Here is a 15,748-nt window from a genome sequence, read left to right on the forward strand (position 1 = left end):
TTATGGAGAAAGGAATTATATTTAGAAGAGCAGGAGAAGGTTTTGTGTCTGAAAGTCAAACTTATTTAGAAAATTTTGATAACATAACTCATAATTCTGGAACACAAGTAATTTATAGTGCTGAAATAAACCACTATTTAGATCATTGGGAGGAAATTCCAGCAGGAAAATATTTTATTAAAGGATGGTGGACGAATGATAAAAATGTTCAAATAAAAAATGCTTATGTAGGTGATGTAATTAGATTTCATGTACAAACAAAAGACATACCCGATGGCGAAGAGATTATATTTACCATTTATGATTGGGATGGATTAAAAATTTTAAACGATAAATTAAAACTTTCCAATATAAATACATCTCAGGAAATAAATAAAATTAAAATTCAAGGAAATACTGGCTTCTTAGAATGGAAAACAGGTACAGGAACTTTGAGTCTGTTAGAAGAATTTGCTGAAGGTGATGAAATCGAATTGTTTGTAGAATGTACATATAAAGACGAAACAATTGAACTACCTGAACAAACTGATGATTATTTGATTGTTTTTGAAAAAGAAGAAATTATAACAGTTTTAATAGAATTACCACATAGCGGCTACACTGATAAACTTAATAGTAAAGGATTGGGAGGACATACTGCAATAATGATTGGTAATGAATTTTATGATTATGGGCCTCAACCTGGAGAAGGAAGTGATGTTTATACAAAAGGAAGACCATGGTGGGATATAAATGGTAAATCGAGGAATTTGTCAAAAATCGATGTGATGAATATATTATCAAATGAATTCCCTAATCAAAAAGAAATAGATTCTCTGGTTGATGATTATAAATTGACTGGAAAAAAATCGATTCCTATCACAAATCGTCATTCATTGGGAATAGTAGGTAAAGTTTGCCTAATAGATATACATATCAAAAACAGTGAAAAAAATAGAATTGAAAAGTGGTGGATTGATAAATATAAAAATTTAGGTAACTATAGTGTGTGGATTATTTCTGGCGAACAATGCACAACCACTGTAAAGATTTCCATAAAAGAGTCCACAGATGTTTTTTCTGTTTTAGATACAATTGCTACAAATGTAACTCAAACTCCAGAAGGTTTTTTAAATTTATTGATTGAAAATGGAAAACACACTAATGGAAAAGATAAGAATTCAAGACTTACAATTAGTAAAGAATATCGAGAAATTCCACAAAATATAACAAATCAATTTTTGATTGATTTAGACATTCGATTAAATAATTAGTAAATCAATTTCGATGAAAAATATAAATTTAAAAAATATTATAATTATGGCATTCCTTACTAGTATTTTTTCTTGTAAAGAAAAAGAAAACAAAGTCTACATTTATCAGACAGAAGAATTTGCTGTAAAAGAAAGAAGTATGAAGTTTGATTTGAGGGATTGTTCTAAAATTTTAGAAAATTTTGCAACTAAAAATACAATAAAAAGTAATAGTATTTTTACACTTGATATTATATATGAAGATAATTATATTTTTAAAAAAAATTTGGAGCCTTATAGTTTAAAAACTGGGAAATACAATATATCCGGAATATGGATAAATGGTAATACAGGAGAATTGAAAGAGATTAAAACAGAAAAAAATATAACAATTATTTTAGATCCTAGTGAACATATTCCATTTGTACAAAAAGTAATTTTATAATTTTTAAATATTGTAAAAGGAACATAAAACATCTAAGAGTTATAGTGTTTTTACACACGACACGAATAGACAACAACTGTAACAACTCTTTTTAAGAAAGCTTCCTCAACTTTGTTAGGAACTAATTATATATCTAGTACAACACAAAGCCTTAAAGATTATTAGAAGATTTACGATACTTCGTTAGTATATCGAAAGAGCACAACTATGAATTAGCTAGTCAAGTTGTAATAAAACCTAAAAGCATAAACTTCCATTAAATATGAAAAATATATTATTTTCTCTACACTAGCATCTCTTTTTAAATTATTTGGATGTAGGTTCAAGCGATTAACCCGAAATAAGTGGTGCTACAGGTCATTTTACATTATGGGATGAAAAAAAACAGATATACCCACGAGTAATAGAGCACGATAATCCTTCTAGACTTAATATGTAATTCATTGACTCTTTCCGCAGACTCAGGGGGATGGTTTTGGAAATATGGAAAGGTGTTAGAGGATGGAAGCATTTTAAATATCAATAATGTAGTCGAAATTGATAATATCGAAAAAATATCCAAATTAATAAATGGCGGGAAAGAAGCATTGAATCAAAGAAAAGAAGCTTTCAAAGAATTAAATAAAACATTTCCAAATGAAAAATGCAATAATAAAAAGTAGTATTATGCTTGTTTTAATAGTTTGCTTAGGATGTAAAAAAGACATTCCCCCTTTGTTACCTATTAAAAATGTGGATTCAATAAGCACGAATGGATTTTTTTTCGCCTATCCCTATAAAGAACTATACGATGTTTTAAGAATGCCAAATAATGAAACTGAAAGAGTTTTGCTGTATAGGATAACAACTAAAAAAAACATCAATTATGAAATTGAACTTTATAAAACAGGAAATCAAGTGTCATTTAAATTTCCTTTTTAGGATATGGGACTGGACATGTTCAATGGAATTATTTATATGAAGTTGATAATGAAATCACGTTAAAAGACATTTTTTATACTGAAACTCGGAAAAATTACATCGATACACCTGATACACTAATGTACTTAGCTAGATTTAAAATAGATAAGAGTTTGAAAACTATTCCGATCGAATTTATAAAAAATATAAATCGCGATATTGACAATGATACTTTAAAAGAGGAAAAATGGTTAGTCAATTAATCTTTTAATTATGAAAAAATATATCATATTTTGGCTTTGCTCTTTTGCTATTGCATTTGGTCAAAATAAAAAAGTAAATATTAAGAAATTTGCTTTTAATCAATGCATAATTATAAATTACAGTAAAATTGATACAAATTTTTATAACAATTTAAATGATGCTTCCACTGTGCAATTTTCTGTAGATGGGAACTTTCTCGAAGACCCTGATCTAATAGAAAAGGTAATTAATTTTACAACATTACAAACGTCAAGCTATTATTCTCGCAAAAATAATTTACATTTTGAGCAGGGAAATAAGAATATTGTTTTTTGTGATTGTTTTAACTTTTATGAATCTAAACAACTTGATAAATTCGTCAGGAAGTTATTATCTAATACAGCACAGAAGCCTTAAAGATTATTAGAAGATTTACGATACTTCGTTAGTATATCGAAAGAGCACAACTATGAATTAGCTAGACAAGTTGTACTGTTCCGATTTTTATGAATCTAAAGAATTTATAAAAAAACTATTAAAGAAAAAGTGATTTACCTAGCTCAAAAAATACCCCGCAAATTGGTATTTGCAGGGTTTGTTTTTCTATTGGCTCACTTTTAAACTCGCGCAAGCCTTATAAATTTGTTTCTCTGAAAACGGAGCCAAAGTTTCTGCCAGATTTCTGCTGGTTCTTAAACAGCTAAGCATTTTTTGCCTTAAACGGATATCGTCGCCAAATTCGGTATGCATGAGGAGCTCGAAGATTTCCTGCAAATACATGGGCTGGTCTTTGTAATCTCCATCAAACAATTCGTCTGAAAGGAAATTAATTACGGATGGCACTACATCACGATGTGTTGTTTTTTGATTTTCTCTTAGCATAATCGAAAATATTAGATACACGAAACCCTCGCTTTAGATGTGCTAAAATACCCATATAGGATAGATTGACCATTGTTTCCGCAGGTTCATCATTGCGAGGGAATCGTTTATGTTAACTTATAAAGTTTTTAGGATAATATCCTAGGTATTTTAGCGATGTAAAGATAATCTTTCTTAAGATAAATAGATGTATTTACTTACAAATTATAATAATTCTAAAAGCATACCTAAAAGTATAAAATTTAAACAGAAAAGACATTATTCGTATACTTCTAATCTATTTTTTTTACCAAACTAATACCTTTTCTTCACCTTTAGTTTGTACTTCATAATATCCTTTGTCATTGTGGTATTATTTTTATTGAAATTCAATAACTCTGATGCCAATTCTGGTCTTTCGTCAATTTTTGAAGCTACAATTTCGTAAGCTATACTTTTGGTAATCTCTTCAAGTTCTGGAGTTTTATTAAATTCATATTTCAGGACATTTAGAAAACTAATATTATTCGTTTCGCTGACCTCTTTTTCATACACAGCTGTAATCGCCTTAGACAAAGCATCAAGAGAAAGTATGTTTGCAAAATAATTATTCAGACAGTTGGATGCATCTCTGTTTGTTTTCCAACCCTCTAACAGCAATTCTTGTGCTTCTCTTACATCTCCCATTTTATTTTTATAGACCAAAGATGCTTTTACATATTGAAAATTCTTTTTGTAATCTTCTATTACGATTCTAAAATATCTATCTGCCGTCTTTTTATTTTTCAGTAAAAGATACAAATCGCCTACTTTTTCGTTCTCGTTAAGCTCTTTGTAAAGCGCAATTGCTTCGCTGTAAACATGACCTTTTTCATAACATTCTGCTGCTTTTACTTTATTCTGCAGGTATTTTAGATAAACCCCGGCCGCTTCTCTATAGAGTTTTCCTTGTTCCAGCACTGCTGCTGCTTTATGATAATTCTTTAAGAGCTTGAGATAAATGTGCGCCGATTTTTCGTATTCTTTTCTGGATGCATATTCTTCAGCCATTTTTTCATAGCGGTTATGCAAAGTATTAAATCGCTCAGAATCGACTAAAGCAGCACCTCCCCCTTTGCTGCTGCTGGAAGAAGAATTCTCGTTTATACCACTAGCAAGTGCCTTGATGATGAAAAGAACAACAGCAGCAATCATCATGAATTTCATTATGTCGCCAGAATTTATACCCGTACCAGAATTGCCGCAGCTTCTAATCGAAATTACTAACAATAGTAAAAGCCCATATCTGATCATGTTGATCTTAAAACCATCACCCGACAGCAGTTTCTCAAAATTACGTCCTAAACCTTCAGAATTAAAGTTACTGCCAAAACCAGAATTAAAAGTAAACTGCCCTTCGTTACCGCCTCTTGCAGCGCCAATTGTATCTAATGGAATGGCGAGTTTCATGGCTTTTTCTGGGTTTTTCTCCAAATAAGCCAAAAACTTATCCATTTCTTTATTATTCCCCATCATTAACTTTTTAAGGTTAAAGGGCAGTTTTTCATCACTTTCTTCTTCTTCAGAATACGGATTTTCTATTTGTTTTAAAAGTTCTTCTTGATCAACTTCGATGCGAAGGGAAGAAATAAAACTCGGAATCGCGACGCTCTTACTTGGTTCTATGATCTTAACATTTAAAAAATCTGGGGATTTTATAAAATCTGACCAAACTACTTCTTCTTCCAATTCTACAAGTCCAATATCCGGATGCAGCAAATGATACTTATCCGAAAATAATGTCGTCCATTCTCCTTTTGTTAATTTGGGTACGACGATTGAATGCTCTGGAATAAAAAGTTTATGCTCTATCAGCTGATAAAAATTGTTCTTTCCAAGATCTTTTACTACAGTATTTCCAACCAAAACAATACAGCCGAAAAGTTCATTGGCTGCGGTTCCCGGCACTGGAAAGACACGACAGTTTTCGAGTGTTAAACCCAAATTCTGAATCTCTACCAGCCAAGAAGAAATAGAATTGCTTTTTATAAAAACCCCTTCTCTCGGAAAAGAGTTTTTGCTATGCTGTTTTAGTTTTAATTCCATGGCAATACATTCGAAATAAAAGGATTTAAATACTTTTCGTTAAACAAATCAACATCAATTTCCTGCTGCGGATTTTCTTCATTAATAAAATAAGCTCTTCCTGCAAATTCATGCTCCGTTGCCATTGCTGTTTGCTGTTCAGATACAAACGGAATATAAAATACAGGGATTTTTTTATCACTGCTTTCAAAAATTAAAATTCCGTCTCGATTCGATATTTTGCTTCCGTCCTGAGATTCATATAATTTTGTTTCTATATAACAAACTGCACCTATATTTTCAAGCAGTTTTTTTAAATTTTCTGCCGGATGAAGGGCTGTATTCTCAAGAATAATTCCTAAATCCTGAGAAACAATTTCGTTTACATCTTTTAAGGACTTACCTGTATTGTCCATAATCAATTTGATAACTGCCACCTTTTTGACTCCTGCATGCTTTAGGACAAGGTTTACAAGAGGCTTAAATCTTTTTTCATCAACAGTAAAATTTTTTCGATCTCTTTCAAAGACTAATTTCCTGAAGTAATAATTATTGATTTGAATTTCTCCCTTAACAATTGCAACCCGATCCACGCGTTTGATAAATGTGAATTTTGATTTACTGCTTTTGAAGTTTTTGACAAAAAGATAGTTCTTGCTAAAATATTCATCGTACGATTGTACCACATTAGGGTTGTCACCTAACTCTATTTCTCCGCTATCTTTTACTTTCCAGAAAGCTACATTGTTGGTAAAATAAAAGCGTTGGTTATGCTGAAAAAAATGAAGTTTATCGTGCTGTTCTTCATCAGAAAAAGCTTTATGGCTTAGGGTTTTCTTTGTTTTTAGATTTACAATTGTAATGACAGAAGAATTATAAGAATAGTTGAGCAGCAAAAGCGCTCCATCTGCATTTGTTTTTACAGCAAACTCTCCTAAATAAAAAGGCAGACTTGATGCGATCTTTTTAAATCCTTTTTCAAAATCGTTGTTCGAAAACAAGAACAAAGTCCCGTTTAAATAAATGTAATACTTGTCGTTTTCATGAAAAATATGTTTATAATTTCGTTCTGCCGGATACAGAATCGGAATGCTGGTGTCGAACGTAACATTAGAAACACCAAAATGCGTAAATTTATTCTTTTTCCACAGTTCGGTTAAAGGCATTACAATTTCCTGCAGCAGTTTTTTTCCTTTATTCTGATTTTTGAATATCGAAATTTTCCCTTCTACATTGGTTGCAAAAACATACTTGATTTGATTAAAATAATCGCTCATTGCTTTCTGCATGAGTTGTAATTTCAAACTTTCATCAGAGGATATGAAAAAGATTTCCTGACTTTTTTCGTTCAGAACATTTTCTTTGAAAAATAAATCCAAACCTGCTGCACAACTCAATTTACCACTAAGACTGTTTAAAGAATCGATTACCTGCTCTACACTTTCTACAAAAATTTCTTCGTACGTATCTCCCACCGCAAAAACTTTACACTCAATATCCGTTTTCGGATGTGCAGCCACAGCAATTGCCGATGCAAAAGCCAATATTTTAGGATTTCCCCAATTGATCAAAGAAGTATCTATGATTAATATTCGCTGAAACTTATCTGCTTCCGGCGGTACTTCACGCTGAATATACAAGGCTTCGTTGTTGGCAATTCTGGACATAAAAACGTCATCGTCATGCGCAAATTCAGAAATCAGCAGTTTATCAAAATCTCCTTTATTGGTCAAATCAGAAACACCGCCCAATGGCTGTGCACTCGGCAAATTATGATGAAACGGAATATTTAATCCAGACCAAATGTGTTTAATGAGACTTCCGACCTGAAATGTTTTTTCTTCTAAAACCAGCTGTTCTATAAAATCTAACGGATTTTCTGCCGCTTCTTTTTCTTCTAAAATTTCTTCTGGCAGCTGCTCCTTTACTTCTTCCTTCGGTACATTTTCAATAGCTCGAAGCAATTCTTGAACAGTGGGAAACTTTTTTTTTAAGATCGCAATAGTTCTAAAATCTTTTATAAAATTACCAAGATTAAAAGGCTCTTTACCTCTAAATTTTATGCCATTTTTTTTATTATCCTGATACTCAATAAGTATTTTTTTTGCTTTTTCAGACGAAACTCTTTTATGACAGTTATGAAAAATGGTTTGAAAAAGCTGCAAACGTTTTTCGCCTTTTTTATATTCTTCGGGTAAAGACGATAATATTTTTAAAAAGTCTACTACTGCGCCAACTCTAAAGAATTCGCCTTTAGGATTACTATAAGAAGCTTTATTCAACTTAATCTTTTCTTCGGCTATCCATTTTATCATGTCGATAGAATGTTCATTTTCTTGATTTGTGCCAATTATGGCAAGCAAAAGCGACCCAAACGGCGGAAAACTATCCTCTGATACAAACTCTAAAATTTCAAAAATAAATTCTTCGTAAGCAATTGTAAATGTGTTCGGAATTGATATGATCTCTCCTCCGCTGTCGGAAGATACGCGAGTGTCAAATTCCCAAAAATAGTCTTCAAAAGATTGAAAGTATTTTTCTAATTCCATTATTTCTTTTATGAAAAAGTTAAGCGAAACGAACTAATAGATAGTGGTTTCAAACTGTCTTTTTTTATTTTAAAACAGCTGTTGTCTGTATTCCAAACAATTAAATGTTCTCCCAGCAGATTTAAATTCTGCTCTATTGTTTTGGATAAAACCGAATGTTCAAAATCATAACCTGCCGGCAGTAAAAAATTATTCTTCAGCCAGAAGGTATCTCCTTTTATGGGCAGCATCGGTTTTCCTAAAAGGAGTATATTTTTTTTAACCACAATCCATTTAAGCGGTTTCAGCCTAAAATCGGGTGCCGTTTCGATATACGTTTTTAATTCATTATAATCTGTAAGCAGTGCGTAAGCTTCATTTTCTATTTCCGATGGTTTTAAATGAAGTTCCAGCCTTTGATCGATACCAAAATAATTGTGGTTGAATTTGGGAAGCGTAACTGGAATCGCACGTATGATTGGCGACCACAATAAACCTGACGGCAGTTTTTTTACCGGCAGCAGACTTCCTTTTTTAAACAACAGGTTTTCTTTTAATTCATAAATACTATGAAATGGAATCTGCTGGATTTCGATCGCGTTCAATTGTTCTGGATAAAAATCTTTTGCCCAGACAAATTCGCCGTCAAAAGCCATTTTTACATTTTCCCAGTCTCTTATGGCGCCTAAAAAATCGATATGTTTTTTGCTTATTTCTAAAAAATACATTTTTAAACCGTTTGAAGTATCTTCTGCCACAAAGCTTCTATTTCTTTCTGAATATATTGCTTCTGGTCATTGTTTCTAACCCAGTCGCAGCGGCTTTGCAGATATCTTAATTTATCTTTTATTACATTTTGTTCTTCAAAAGAAAGGGATTCGTCTTGCCAGCGCTGTGTTAAAAGCTGCATCTCTTTCATCAACTCTTCCGGATTTGGTGTTTTGTTGAACAAAGCCTGAGGATGCTGCGAATCTGAATCGTCTTTTTCGATGATATGATTGATGATTCCTTCCAGAATTTCGATTTGCTCTTCGTTATCCCAAATGTATTTTAAAACCCAGAAATCCGATAAAACCGCTTCCTGCCTGCCGCACATTAAAGCACTTGCTGCAATTAAGTTTTGAAGTTTTACAGCACGTCGGTCTGAAACTTTGATTCCGGTGTTTCTCAAATTATGAATAATATCAACGTATTGTTTTCGAATTCCCGTTAAATCAACCGTACGGCAAAGAGACTGCAGTTCTACAATTTCTGCTGCCGTAATTTTTGGCGTTTCCAAATTTTGGCTGCTTTCTATTTTCCATCCAGCTAAAAGTACTTCGTGAAGCAGATCTGGATCAACATAATCACATTTTACACGAATAAGAAAACGGTCTAAAAGAGCATTCAAAGCTTCATCTTCCGGCAATACGTTGCTGGCACCGATAAACATTAAGGCCGGCAGTTTTTTGGTTTCTTTTCCTCTGCGAAATATTTTTTCGTTTAATGCCATCAATAAACTATTCAAAATAGCCGAATTAGCATTAAAGATTTCATCCAAAAAAACCATCGAAGCTTCTGGCATCATCCCTTCTGTATTGGTAATCAGCTCTCCTTCTTTTAGTTTACGAATATCAAAAGGTCCGAAAATTTCGTTTGGTTCTGTAAAACGGGTTAAAAGGTATTCGAAGTTTTTACCGCCTTCTATTCCGTTTGACAATGCACGAACCAAAGCACTTTTTGCAGTACCTGGAGGCCCTAACAAAAACGCATTTTCTTTTGCCAGCAATCCGATTCCTAAAAGATCGATGATTTCGTTTTTACCAACAAAAACATCTTTAATATGCTGTAAAACACCATTTAATTTATCAGTAGATTTCATTTTTGAACAGGGTAATTTTATTTATAACTATTTATTTTTTTATTTATAATTCATTCCAAAACACGTGTTTGTAATCTCCAAATCCAGCCAAAAGTTCTTTTTGAACACTATCAATAAGGGCTGTTTTTTCGGCTTTTCTTTCTACCACACGATTGAGGTACAATTGTTTAAGACAGGGATTAGAAAACACAATATCGACATTGACCGTTTCAGAAACAACATCAAAACCTATTGCCGAATAACTAAATGCTGCCATATATTTTTCTAAAATAGGAATAGCCAAATCATCGGCATCAATACGCTTTAACTCCAAAATAATCTGTGGTAAAAACCTCAAACATAAATCTGCAGACAACATCGCTTTTGCATCAATCTCACCTTTAAAATCTGGAAGAAATGTATAAAGTTCTTCTACTTTGTGATCTCTAAACAACAGTAATTGTGCTGCAAAATAGATTGTTTTTGCTCCCCATAAAGCAGCTTCACCATCAAAATCGGGCGCCTGACCGGGATACTCCAGCATTTCATTTTCATATTGAGATTCTAAAAACAAGATTGTTTCCTGTTCTTCTTTACTCAAAACTTTTGTCATTTTGTTGTAAAGAATAATCTGCTCAATTGTTCTGAGGTGGTAAATGGTCTCTAAAAAGGGCATGTCTTTATTTTCCATACGACCAATGTAGGTTATTCATTTGGTTTAATTTTCAATGTTTTTATACTATTGACATTTCCAAAAATAGGGTTTCTTTTTCAATATAAATTAACTAGCTGGGCGTAATTAAAAAAATATTTTGACGCGGATTTAACAGATTCGCTAACACCAAGACGCTGCTTTACACAGATTTTTTTTGACTCTATTTAAACAGCATTTTGGGGACAGCAAATCTGTCTCATCTGCGTTCTAATCTGCACAATTTTTATTTTAAAACACTAACAGCCAACAGATTTTAATTTGGACTTTTTAGTTCTAATTCTGGATGCACCAATGCATAATTTTGGCAATGTTTTTAGCATCGTCAATTCCTCTGTGGTGTGTACCTTCCAGCGGAATATGCAGCAGCTGCAGTGCGCCATTCATTCCCTGCGGTTTCTGCAGGCCGAACTTTTCTGCAAACCACGTTTTAACATTGATGTGCTGTTCGCCCATTGGGTAGGGTATGCCAAACGAAATGCATTGTTTTTTCAGCATATTCAAATCGTACTGGCCGTAACTCGCCCAAGTATATAAATCGGGATTGTACTCGTCTACCAGCTGATTGATTGCGTCTTCAAAACTTACTCCGTTTTGGTCTAGCAAATCCTGTGTGATTGTCGTTAGTTCTGTACAAAACGAACTTACGGTAGAGCGCTGCGGTTTGATTAGTATTCCTTTATTTTTGGTAATTTCTCCGGTTGCTGCGTCCAATACAGCCAAACCGATTTCAATAATTTCGTTTTGCTGTCCTTTCGGGACTGCGCTTTGCCAGCATGTGGCTTCTAAATCGATAATAATAATTTTATCTGTAGTTTTCATTTTTTCTATTTTTTAATCCGCCCACCTGAAATTGCAGCTTTTTTTAAGCCGCAATTAGGCGCTCGGTTTTTTAATTATATCTAGATCGGAACTCTTTTTTCCAGAGCTGTTTTCTCATCTCTTTTTTTAGAAAAGATAATAGCAAAAAGACCTCTTTTCTTGAACAGTTTTTCTGATTTTTCCTCTTTTATAAAAATCTTATTTTCAAAAAATGCGGCTGCTTTATCAACCCGTTTAACTGGTTTTGACTCTTCTATTTTACAATTTTGATAAAATTTTTTAAAAGGACGCTGTTCAAAACCTACCATAATTGCAGCCATATTTATGGCATCAATATTCGTAAGGTCTGTTTCTCCTTTAAAGAAAGTTTCGATTGGTCTAAACTTATCTTTCTTTTCTTTAAACTTATTTTTTTTGGTATGATCGAAATCTAAACTGAATAGATTTCTAAAAACATTTAAATCATCCTGAGACGGATTGCTCTCGAAAATAAGCCAGCACAAATCGCGCAGCTTACCACGAGAAGGCTTATACAAATAATCAAAGTACTTGCCTTCTTTTTCTATCTCATATTTATTTTTAATTGCTTTCTTATATTGTTTTAGTGTATTGTTGTTCATGGCTTTATTTTTTTGCAATTCTTGGGAACCTCAGGAAAATGTAAATCATGGGAACTCAATAGCTGCAAAGCCTTAAACATCGCTGCTTTACCAGAGAGCTAACTCGTGGCTGATACCATATCCCGTGATCTTACCTTTTCATTCCATAGGTTAAAGAGTTCCAGATCCATTTTTTTGAATTTGGCAAATGGAACCTCACTTAACTCGACTATATCTGTTTGGCCAAAATGGCTGGACGCAAATACTATTTCTTGATTCATCCTTAAATTTTTATTGTTAAACTAAAACGATCCGCATTTACTGCAAATGGTTTCTTTTTTACTTTACGAAGGTTTTCTTCGATTGACTTTTAAAACTTTACAATTCTCTGTCTCCAAAAGGAGCTTTCCAATCTTTCTTTAAGATGCGTTCTTTTACCTCATCATAAGAAAGCGGCTCGTAATTATGACAGTCAACGCCGACATCAAAAGAGCGGGAAGTTTCATCGTCAAATAATTGACCGTGAGAATGTCCGTATAAATGCCATGTTCCTCTAAAAGAGCTTCTCCAGACCTTCATCGCATAATGAAAGAGAATGATTTTTTGTCTTCCGTTTGGTTCTTCTTCGTCTGCAACACTCAATTCGTAATAATCTTTGATCCATTCAAATCGTTTTGCATAACTCAATGCCGATTTATCGTGATTGCCTTTTACCAGAAAAATAGAACCGTTTAACTGGTCCAAAATTTCTTTTGTTCGTTCTGGTCTTGCCAAAGAAATATCCCCTAAATGGTATACAACATCTCTCGGACTTACCTTCTCATTCCATCGTTTAATAAGTTCGTCATCCATTTCTTCAACAGTCGTAAAAGGACGCTCACTAAACCTAATTATATTCGTATGACCAAAATGATGATCAGACGTAAAAAATATTTTTTGATTCATTCTAATTTTAATTTTTAAAAGAAAACCTCAATCTTCATCATCTGGTTTTCGTATTCAAATATTCTAAAACTACTGCGCGGTTATTTTGCGCAGCAGTCTATTTTTAGTTAATCCATTCTATCACAGTGGCTAAATACGCTTCTCGAACCTCTTCAAATCGCGTAATGTTTGGGATATGGTTTACTTCTAATAAATACTTAGAACCGTCTTTTGCCACGATGTAATCATTTCCTATCATGTCCATCTGCAAAGTTTCCTTAATATGTATCGTATCAGCCAGTAAATCCTCGTCAACCGTCATAAAACCAGCGTCATCAGGGTGAATGGATTTCAGCCAATCGTCTCCTTCTAATTTGATCTGCCAATAGGTATCGCCAATCATCATGATCCGTACTGCTTCGCCTTCAAAATAAGGTTCAATAGTTGCTGTAAATTCGCTTTCCCATTCTCCGGTAAAACGATGTTTGTTTTCTCCGCAATGCCAGTTTCCCCATTTTGCCACGGTATCGCTAGTTACATTAACAGACGCTCCAGCACTTACAAAACCTCTCGGCGCACTAAATCTAGAAATAGACAACGCTTTTACCAGACACGGAATTTTAAAACGACAGTCTAACATTGCAGTGGCATTAGGATAACAAGCACCTTTCCAGATAGCAAGACCGGCAATAAAATCAAAATCATTGTCGTAAATTCCGTAATAGACAACTTTATCTACAGGTAACATTCCAATTCCGTTTGATTTTTCCATATACAAAACTTCATCTTTCACAACGATTTTTGGTATCGATTGATGCCAGATAATATGTCCTGAATAATTGGCTTTTATGATGTCGTATTCTTCTTGTTCAATTCCAACAAGAGCTATTCGGTTGTAATCTTGTTTCATAACTTTTACTTCTAGTGTTAAACTTTTTTATTTGCCGCAAAGGCTCAAAAGCACTAAGTTTTTTTATTCAAAAACAAAAGCGATTTTCTCTTTGCGCCTTTGCGGCAACACTGTAATTTTAGACAGCTTCTAATTTTAATCTTTTAATACCGAAATCTGTTTTTCTTAATTTGCACATTCTTTCATCAGATTTATGGTAAAAAACAATTCCTTCGATATCATTTTCGGATAGAAATGTTTCCAAATCCTCGAAATCAAGACTTACAAAATCAAGAATTTCACTGCCGTGTTTTACTAAAGTATGTCTTTCGAACATTTCTGGATTTCCTTGTACTTTAGGACCGCATAATTCGTAAGTTCCATCGAGTTTGTTTTCTAATGCATCAAAACCTTCAAAGAAATGTTTGTCTTCAGATTTTGATCGATCGCATTGTAACCAGTGCGGGTGATGCCCCGAAATCGGATCTGCTTCTTGACACGGAATCGCACCCACAGGAATTTTTCTTCCTTTTTTGGCATCAAATCGTTTGAATAATTCTCCGTCTATAATAGCTGCCGCAGTACCGTCAAATTTTCTGGTTGCAATGGCTTCTCCATCAAAAACCCATTTATTTTCAATATTAATTTTATCTATAACCCTTCCTAAATCATTAGGATTTTTGGCGAATAATGTACTTATCTTTTTCATTTTATTATTTTTTTAGGTTCTGAGATACTAAGATTCTCAGGTACTAATTTTTTTTTATTTAAAAACAAAAGCGTTTTCTCTTGTGCCTTCGCGGCAAAATTGCTTTTACATTTTTTAATCTCACAAAGTCACAAAGACGCAAAGTTTTAATTTAAGGCCTCCTGCCCATGTCCCTATGCGCCTCTGCACCTTGCCTCTTTCTAGAGAGCATTTTTTTTGATTTTGAAAGGATTCGAACCTTTAACCTATTGGGTAATATCCAATTGCTCTGCCTATTGAGCTACAAAATCAGTATTTTTTGGGCATAAAAAAAGCACCCGATTAAAGGTGCTTACAAGATTTATAAGATATACGTATCCTATAGTCCATATTCATGCACCTGTATTTTTATACATCCAAGATAAAAGCTCGGCTGTCGTGATTCTATATTTGATAGTAATTTGAAATTCATTTTATATGTTGTATTATATTTTGAAATCATTTTTTAATTGAAAATCTTCTTCTGATTTTCTTCGGCAAAGATAAAGTCTAAAAAATCAATTATCCAAATTATTTTTTGAATTATTTTACTGATTATCAATTAGTTACACCTTAATTTAAACCATGAAAAGGCCTCTCCGCAAAGCTTTGCAGATTCTTATTTTTATCAAATGACTGTTTATCATTAGATTGCTTTTCAAGATTAGATTTCAATATTTAGTTTACGCATTAAACATTTTCTGGTTATTTTTTTAATTATTTTTAGTTAAGGCTTATGTTTTAATCATTTTCAACTGTTAAACTCTAATTTTCTTAATTCTGATTGTATAATTTTTGTCTTCCAAATAATCCCAAACAAAAAAAGCGTCCCATTTTTAGGACGCTTTTTGTATATTTTTATGGAGTTTGAAACTATAGTTTACACTTCAATTCTCTAAAATACATATCACGCCCAGATACATCAGCAGGAGAAAATCCTTCTAAACGATCGTAGTTCATTT

General features: G+C 33.0%; 16 protein-coding genes and 1 tRNA gene. 5 read left to right on the forward strand and 12 right to left on the reverse strand.

Features of this window, described 5'->3' with window-relative positions; all coding sequences use genetic code 11:
• Positions 1–2: 2 nt before the first annotated feature.
• The 5 genes from C4F50_RS17485 (at position 3) to C4F50_RS17505 (ending at position 3,237) form a co-directional block, all read left to right on the forward strand.
• A complete protein-coding gene (locus C4F50_RS17485; RefSeq protein ID WP_194139943.1) occupies positions 3–1,253 on the forward strand; it encodes a hypothetical protein in 1,251 nt (416 codons plus the stop codon).
• 13 nt (positions 1,254–1,266) lie between these two features.
• Positions 1,267–1,677 (forward strand): hypothetical protein, encoded by a 411-nt coding sequence (locus C4F50_RS17490; protein WP_194139944.1) that lies wholly within the window; start codon positions 1,267–1,269, stop codon positions 1,675–1,677.
• 443 nt (positions 1,678–2,120) lie between these two features.
• Positions 2,121–2,339, forward strand: coding sequence for a hypothetical protein (locus C4F50_RS17495; RefSeq protein WP_194139945.1), 219 nt, complete (start codon positions 2,121–2,123; stop codon positions 2,337–2,339).
• Positions 2,314–2,598 carry a hypothetical protein gene (locus C4F50_RS17500; RefSeq protein WP_194139946.1) on the forward strand — a complete coding sequence of 95 codons (285 nt, stop codon included), beginning with the start codon at positions 2,314–2,316 and terminating at the stop codon, positions 2,596–2,598. Before C4F50_RS17495 ends, C4F50_RS17500 begins: the two co-directional genes overlap by 26 nt.
• A gap of 252 nt (positions 2,599–2,850) precedes the next feature.
• Positions 2,851–3,237 carry a hypothetical protein gene (locus C4F50_RS17505; protein ID WP_194139947.1) on the forward strand — a complete coding sequence of 129 codons (387 nt, stop codon included), beginning with the start codon at positions 2,851–2,853 and terminating at the stop codon, positions 3,235–3,237.
• Positions 3,238–3,423: 186 nt separating this feature from the next.
• On the opposite strand, the gene C4F50_RS17510 is transcribed toward C4F50_RS17505, so the two are convergent.
• From C4F50_RS17510 to C4F50_RS17565, 12 genes are all read right to left on the reverse strand, one after another.
• Entirely contained in the window at positions 3,424–3,702 is a 279-nt protein-coding gene (locus C4F50_RS17510; RefSeq protein WP_194139948.1) for a hypothetical protein, read from the reverse strand.
• A gap of 294 nt (positions 3,703–3,996) precedes the next feature.
• Complete coding sequence (locus C4F50_RS17515) at positions 3,997–5,766, reverse strand: hypothetical protein (protein ID WP_194139949.1); 1,770 nt, start codon at positions 5,764–5,766, stop codon at positions 3,997–3,999.
• Complete coding sequence (locus C4F50_RS17520; protein WP_194139950.1) at positions 5,757–8,294, reverse strand: ribosomal protein L7/L12; 2,538 nt, start codon at positions 8,292–8,294, stop codon at positions 5,757–5,759. Before C4F50_RS17520 ends, C4F50_RS17515 begins: the two co-directional genes overlap by 10 nt.
• Before the next feature lie 8 nt (positions 8,295–8,302).
• The gene (locus tag C4F50_RS17525) at positions 8,303–9,001 is read right to left on the reverse strand and encodes a hypothetical protein (RefSeq protein ID WP_194139951.1); all 699 of its coding nucleotides are present in this window, start codon (positions 8,999–9,001) and stop codon (positions 8,303–8,305) included.
• Positions 9,002–9,003: 2 nt separating this feature from the next.
• Positions 9,004–10,134: an AAA family ATPase gene (locus C4F50_RS17530; protein WP_194139952.1), complete on the reverse strand. Its 1,131-nt coding sequence runs from the start codon at positions 10,132–10,134 to the stop codon at positions 9,004–9,006.
• Positions 10,135–10,177: 43 nt separating this feature from the next.
• On the reverse strand, positions 10,178–10,804 hold the full coding sequence (locus C4F50_RS17535; RefSeq protein WP_194139953.1) for a hypothetical protein: 627 nt from the start codon (positions 10,802–10,804) through the stop codon (positions 10,178–10,180).
• Between the two features lie 297 nt (positions 10,805–11,101).
• Positions 11,102–11,647: a 3'-5' exonuclease gene (locus C4F50_RS17540; RefSeq protein WP_194139954.1), complete on the reverse strand. Its 546-nt coding sequence runs from the start codon at positions 11,645–11,647 to the stop codon at positions 11,102–11,104.
• Between the two features lie 80 nt (positions 11,648–11,727).
• Positions 11,728–12,267, reverse strand: coding sequence for a hypothetical protein (locus C4F50_RS17545; protein ID WP_228012069.1), 540 nt, complete (start codon positions 12,265–12,267; stop codon positions 11,728–11,730).
• A gap of 357 nt (positions 12,268–12,624) precedes the next feature.
• A complete protein-coding gene (locus C4F50_RS17550; RefSeq protein ID WP_194139955.1) occupies positions 12,625–13,191 on the reverse strand; it encodes a metallophosphoesterase in 567 nt (188 codons plus the stop codon).
• A 103-nt stretch (positions 13,192–13,294) separates the two neighbouring features.
• Positions 13,295–14,080, reverse strand: coding sequence for an ATP-grasp domain-containing protein (locus C4F50_RS17555; protein ID WP_194139956.1), 786 nt, complete (start codon positions 14,078–14,080; stop codon positions 13,295–13,297).
• A 118-nt stretch (positions 14,081–14,198) separates the two neighbouring features.
• Positions 14,199–14,768, reverse strand: a complete 570-nt coding sequence (locus tag C4F50_RS17560) for a hypothetical protein (RefSeq protein ID WP_194139957.1) — start codon at positions 14,766–14,768, stop codon at positions 14,199–14,201.
• A gap of 217 nt (positions 14,769–14,985) precedes the next feature.
• Positions 14,986–15,058: transfer RNA gene (locus tag C4F50_RS17565), tRNA-Asn, on the reverse strand.
• Between the last annotated feature and the right edge of the window lie 690 nt (positions 15,059–15,748).

This window comes from Flavobacterium hungaricum, from assembly GCF_015182285.1.
GTDB classification, from domain to species: Bacteria; Bacteroidota; Bacteroidia; order Flavobacteriales; family Flavobacteriaceae; genus Flavobacterium; species Flavobacterium hungaricum.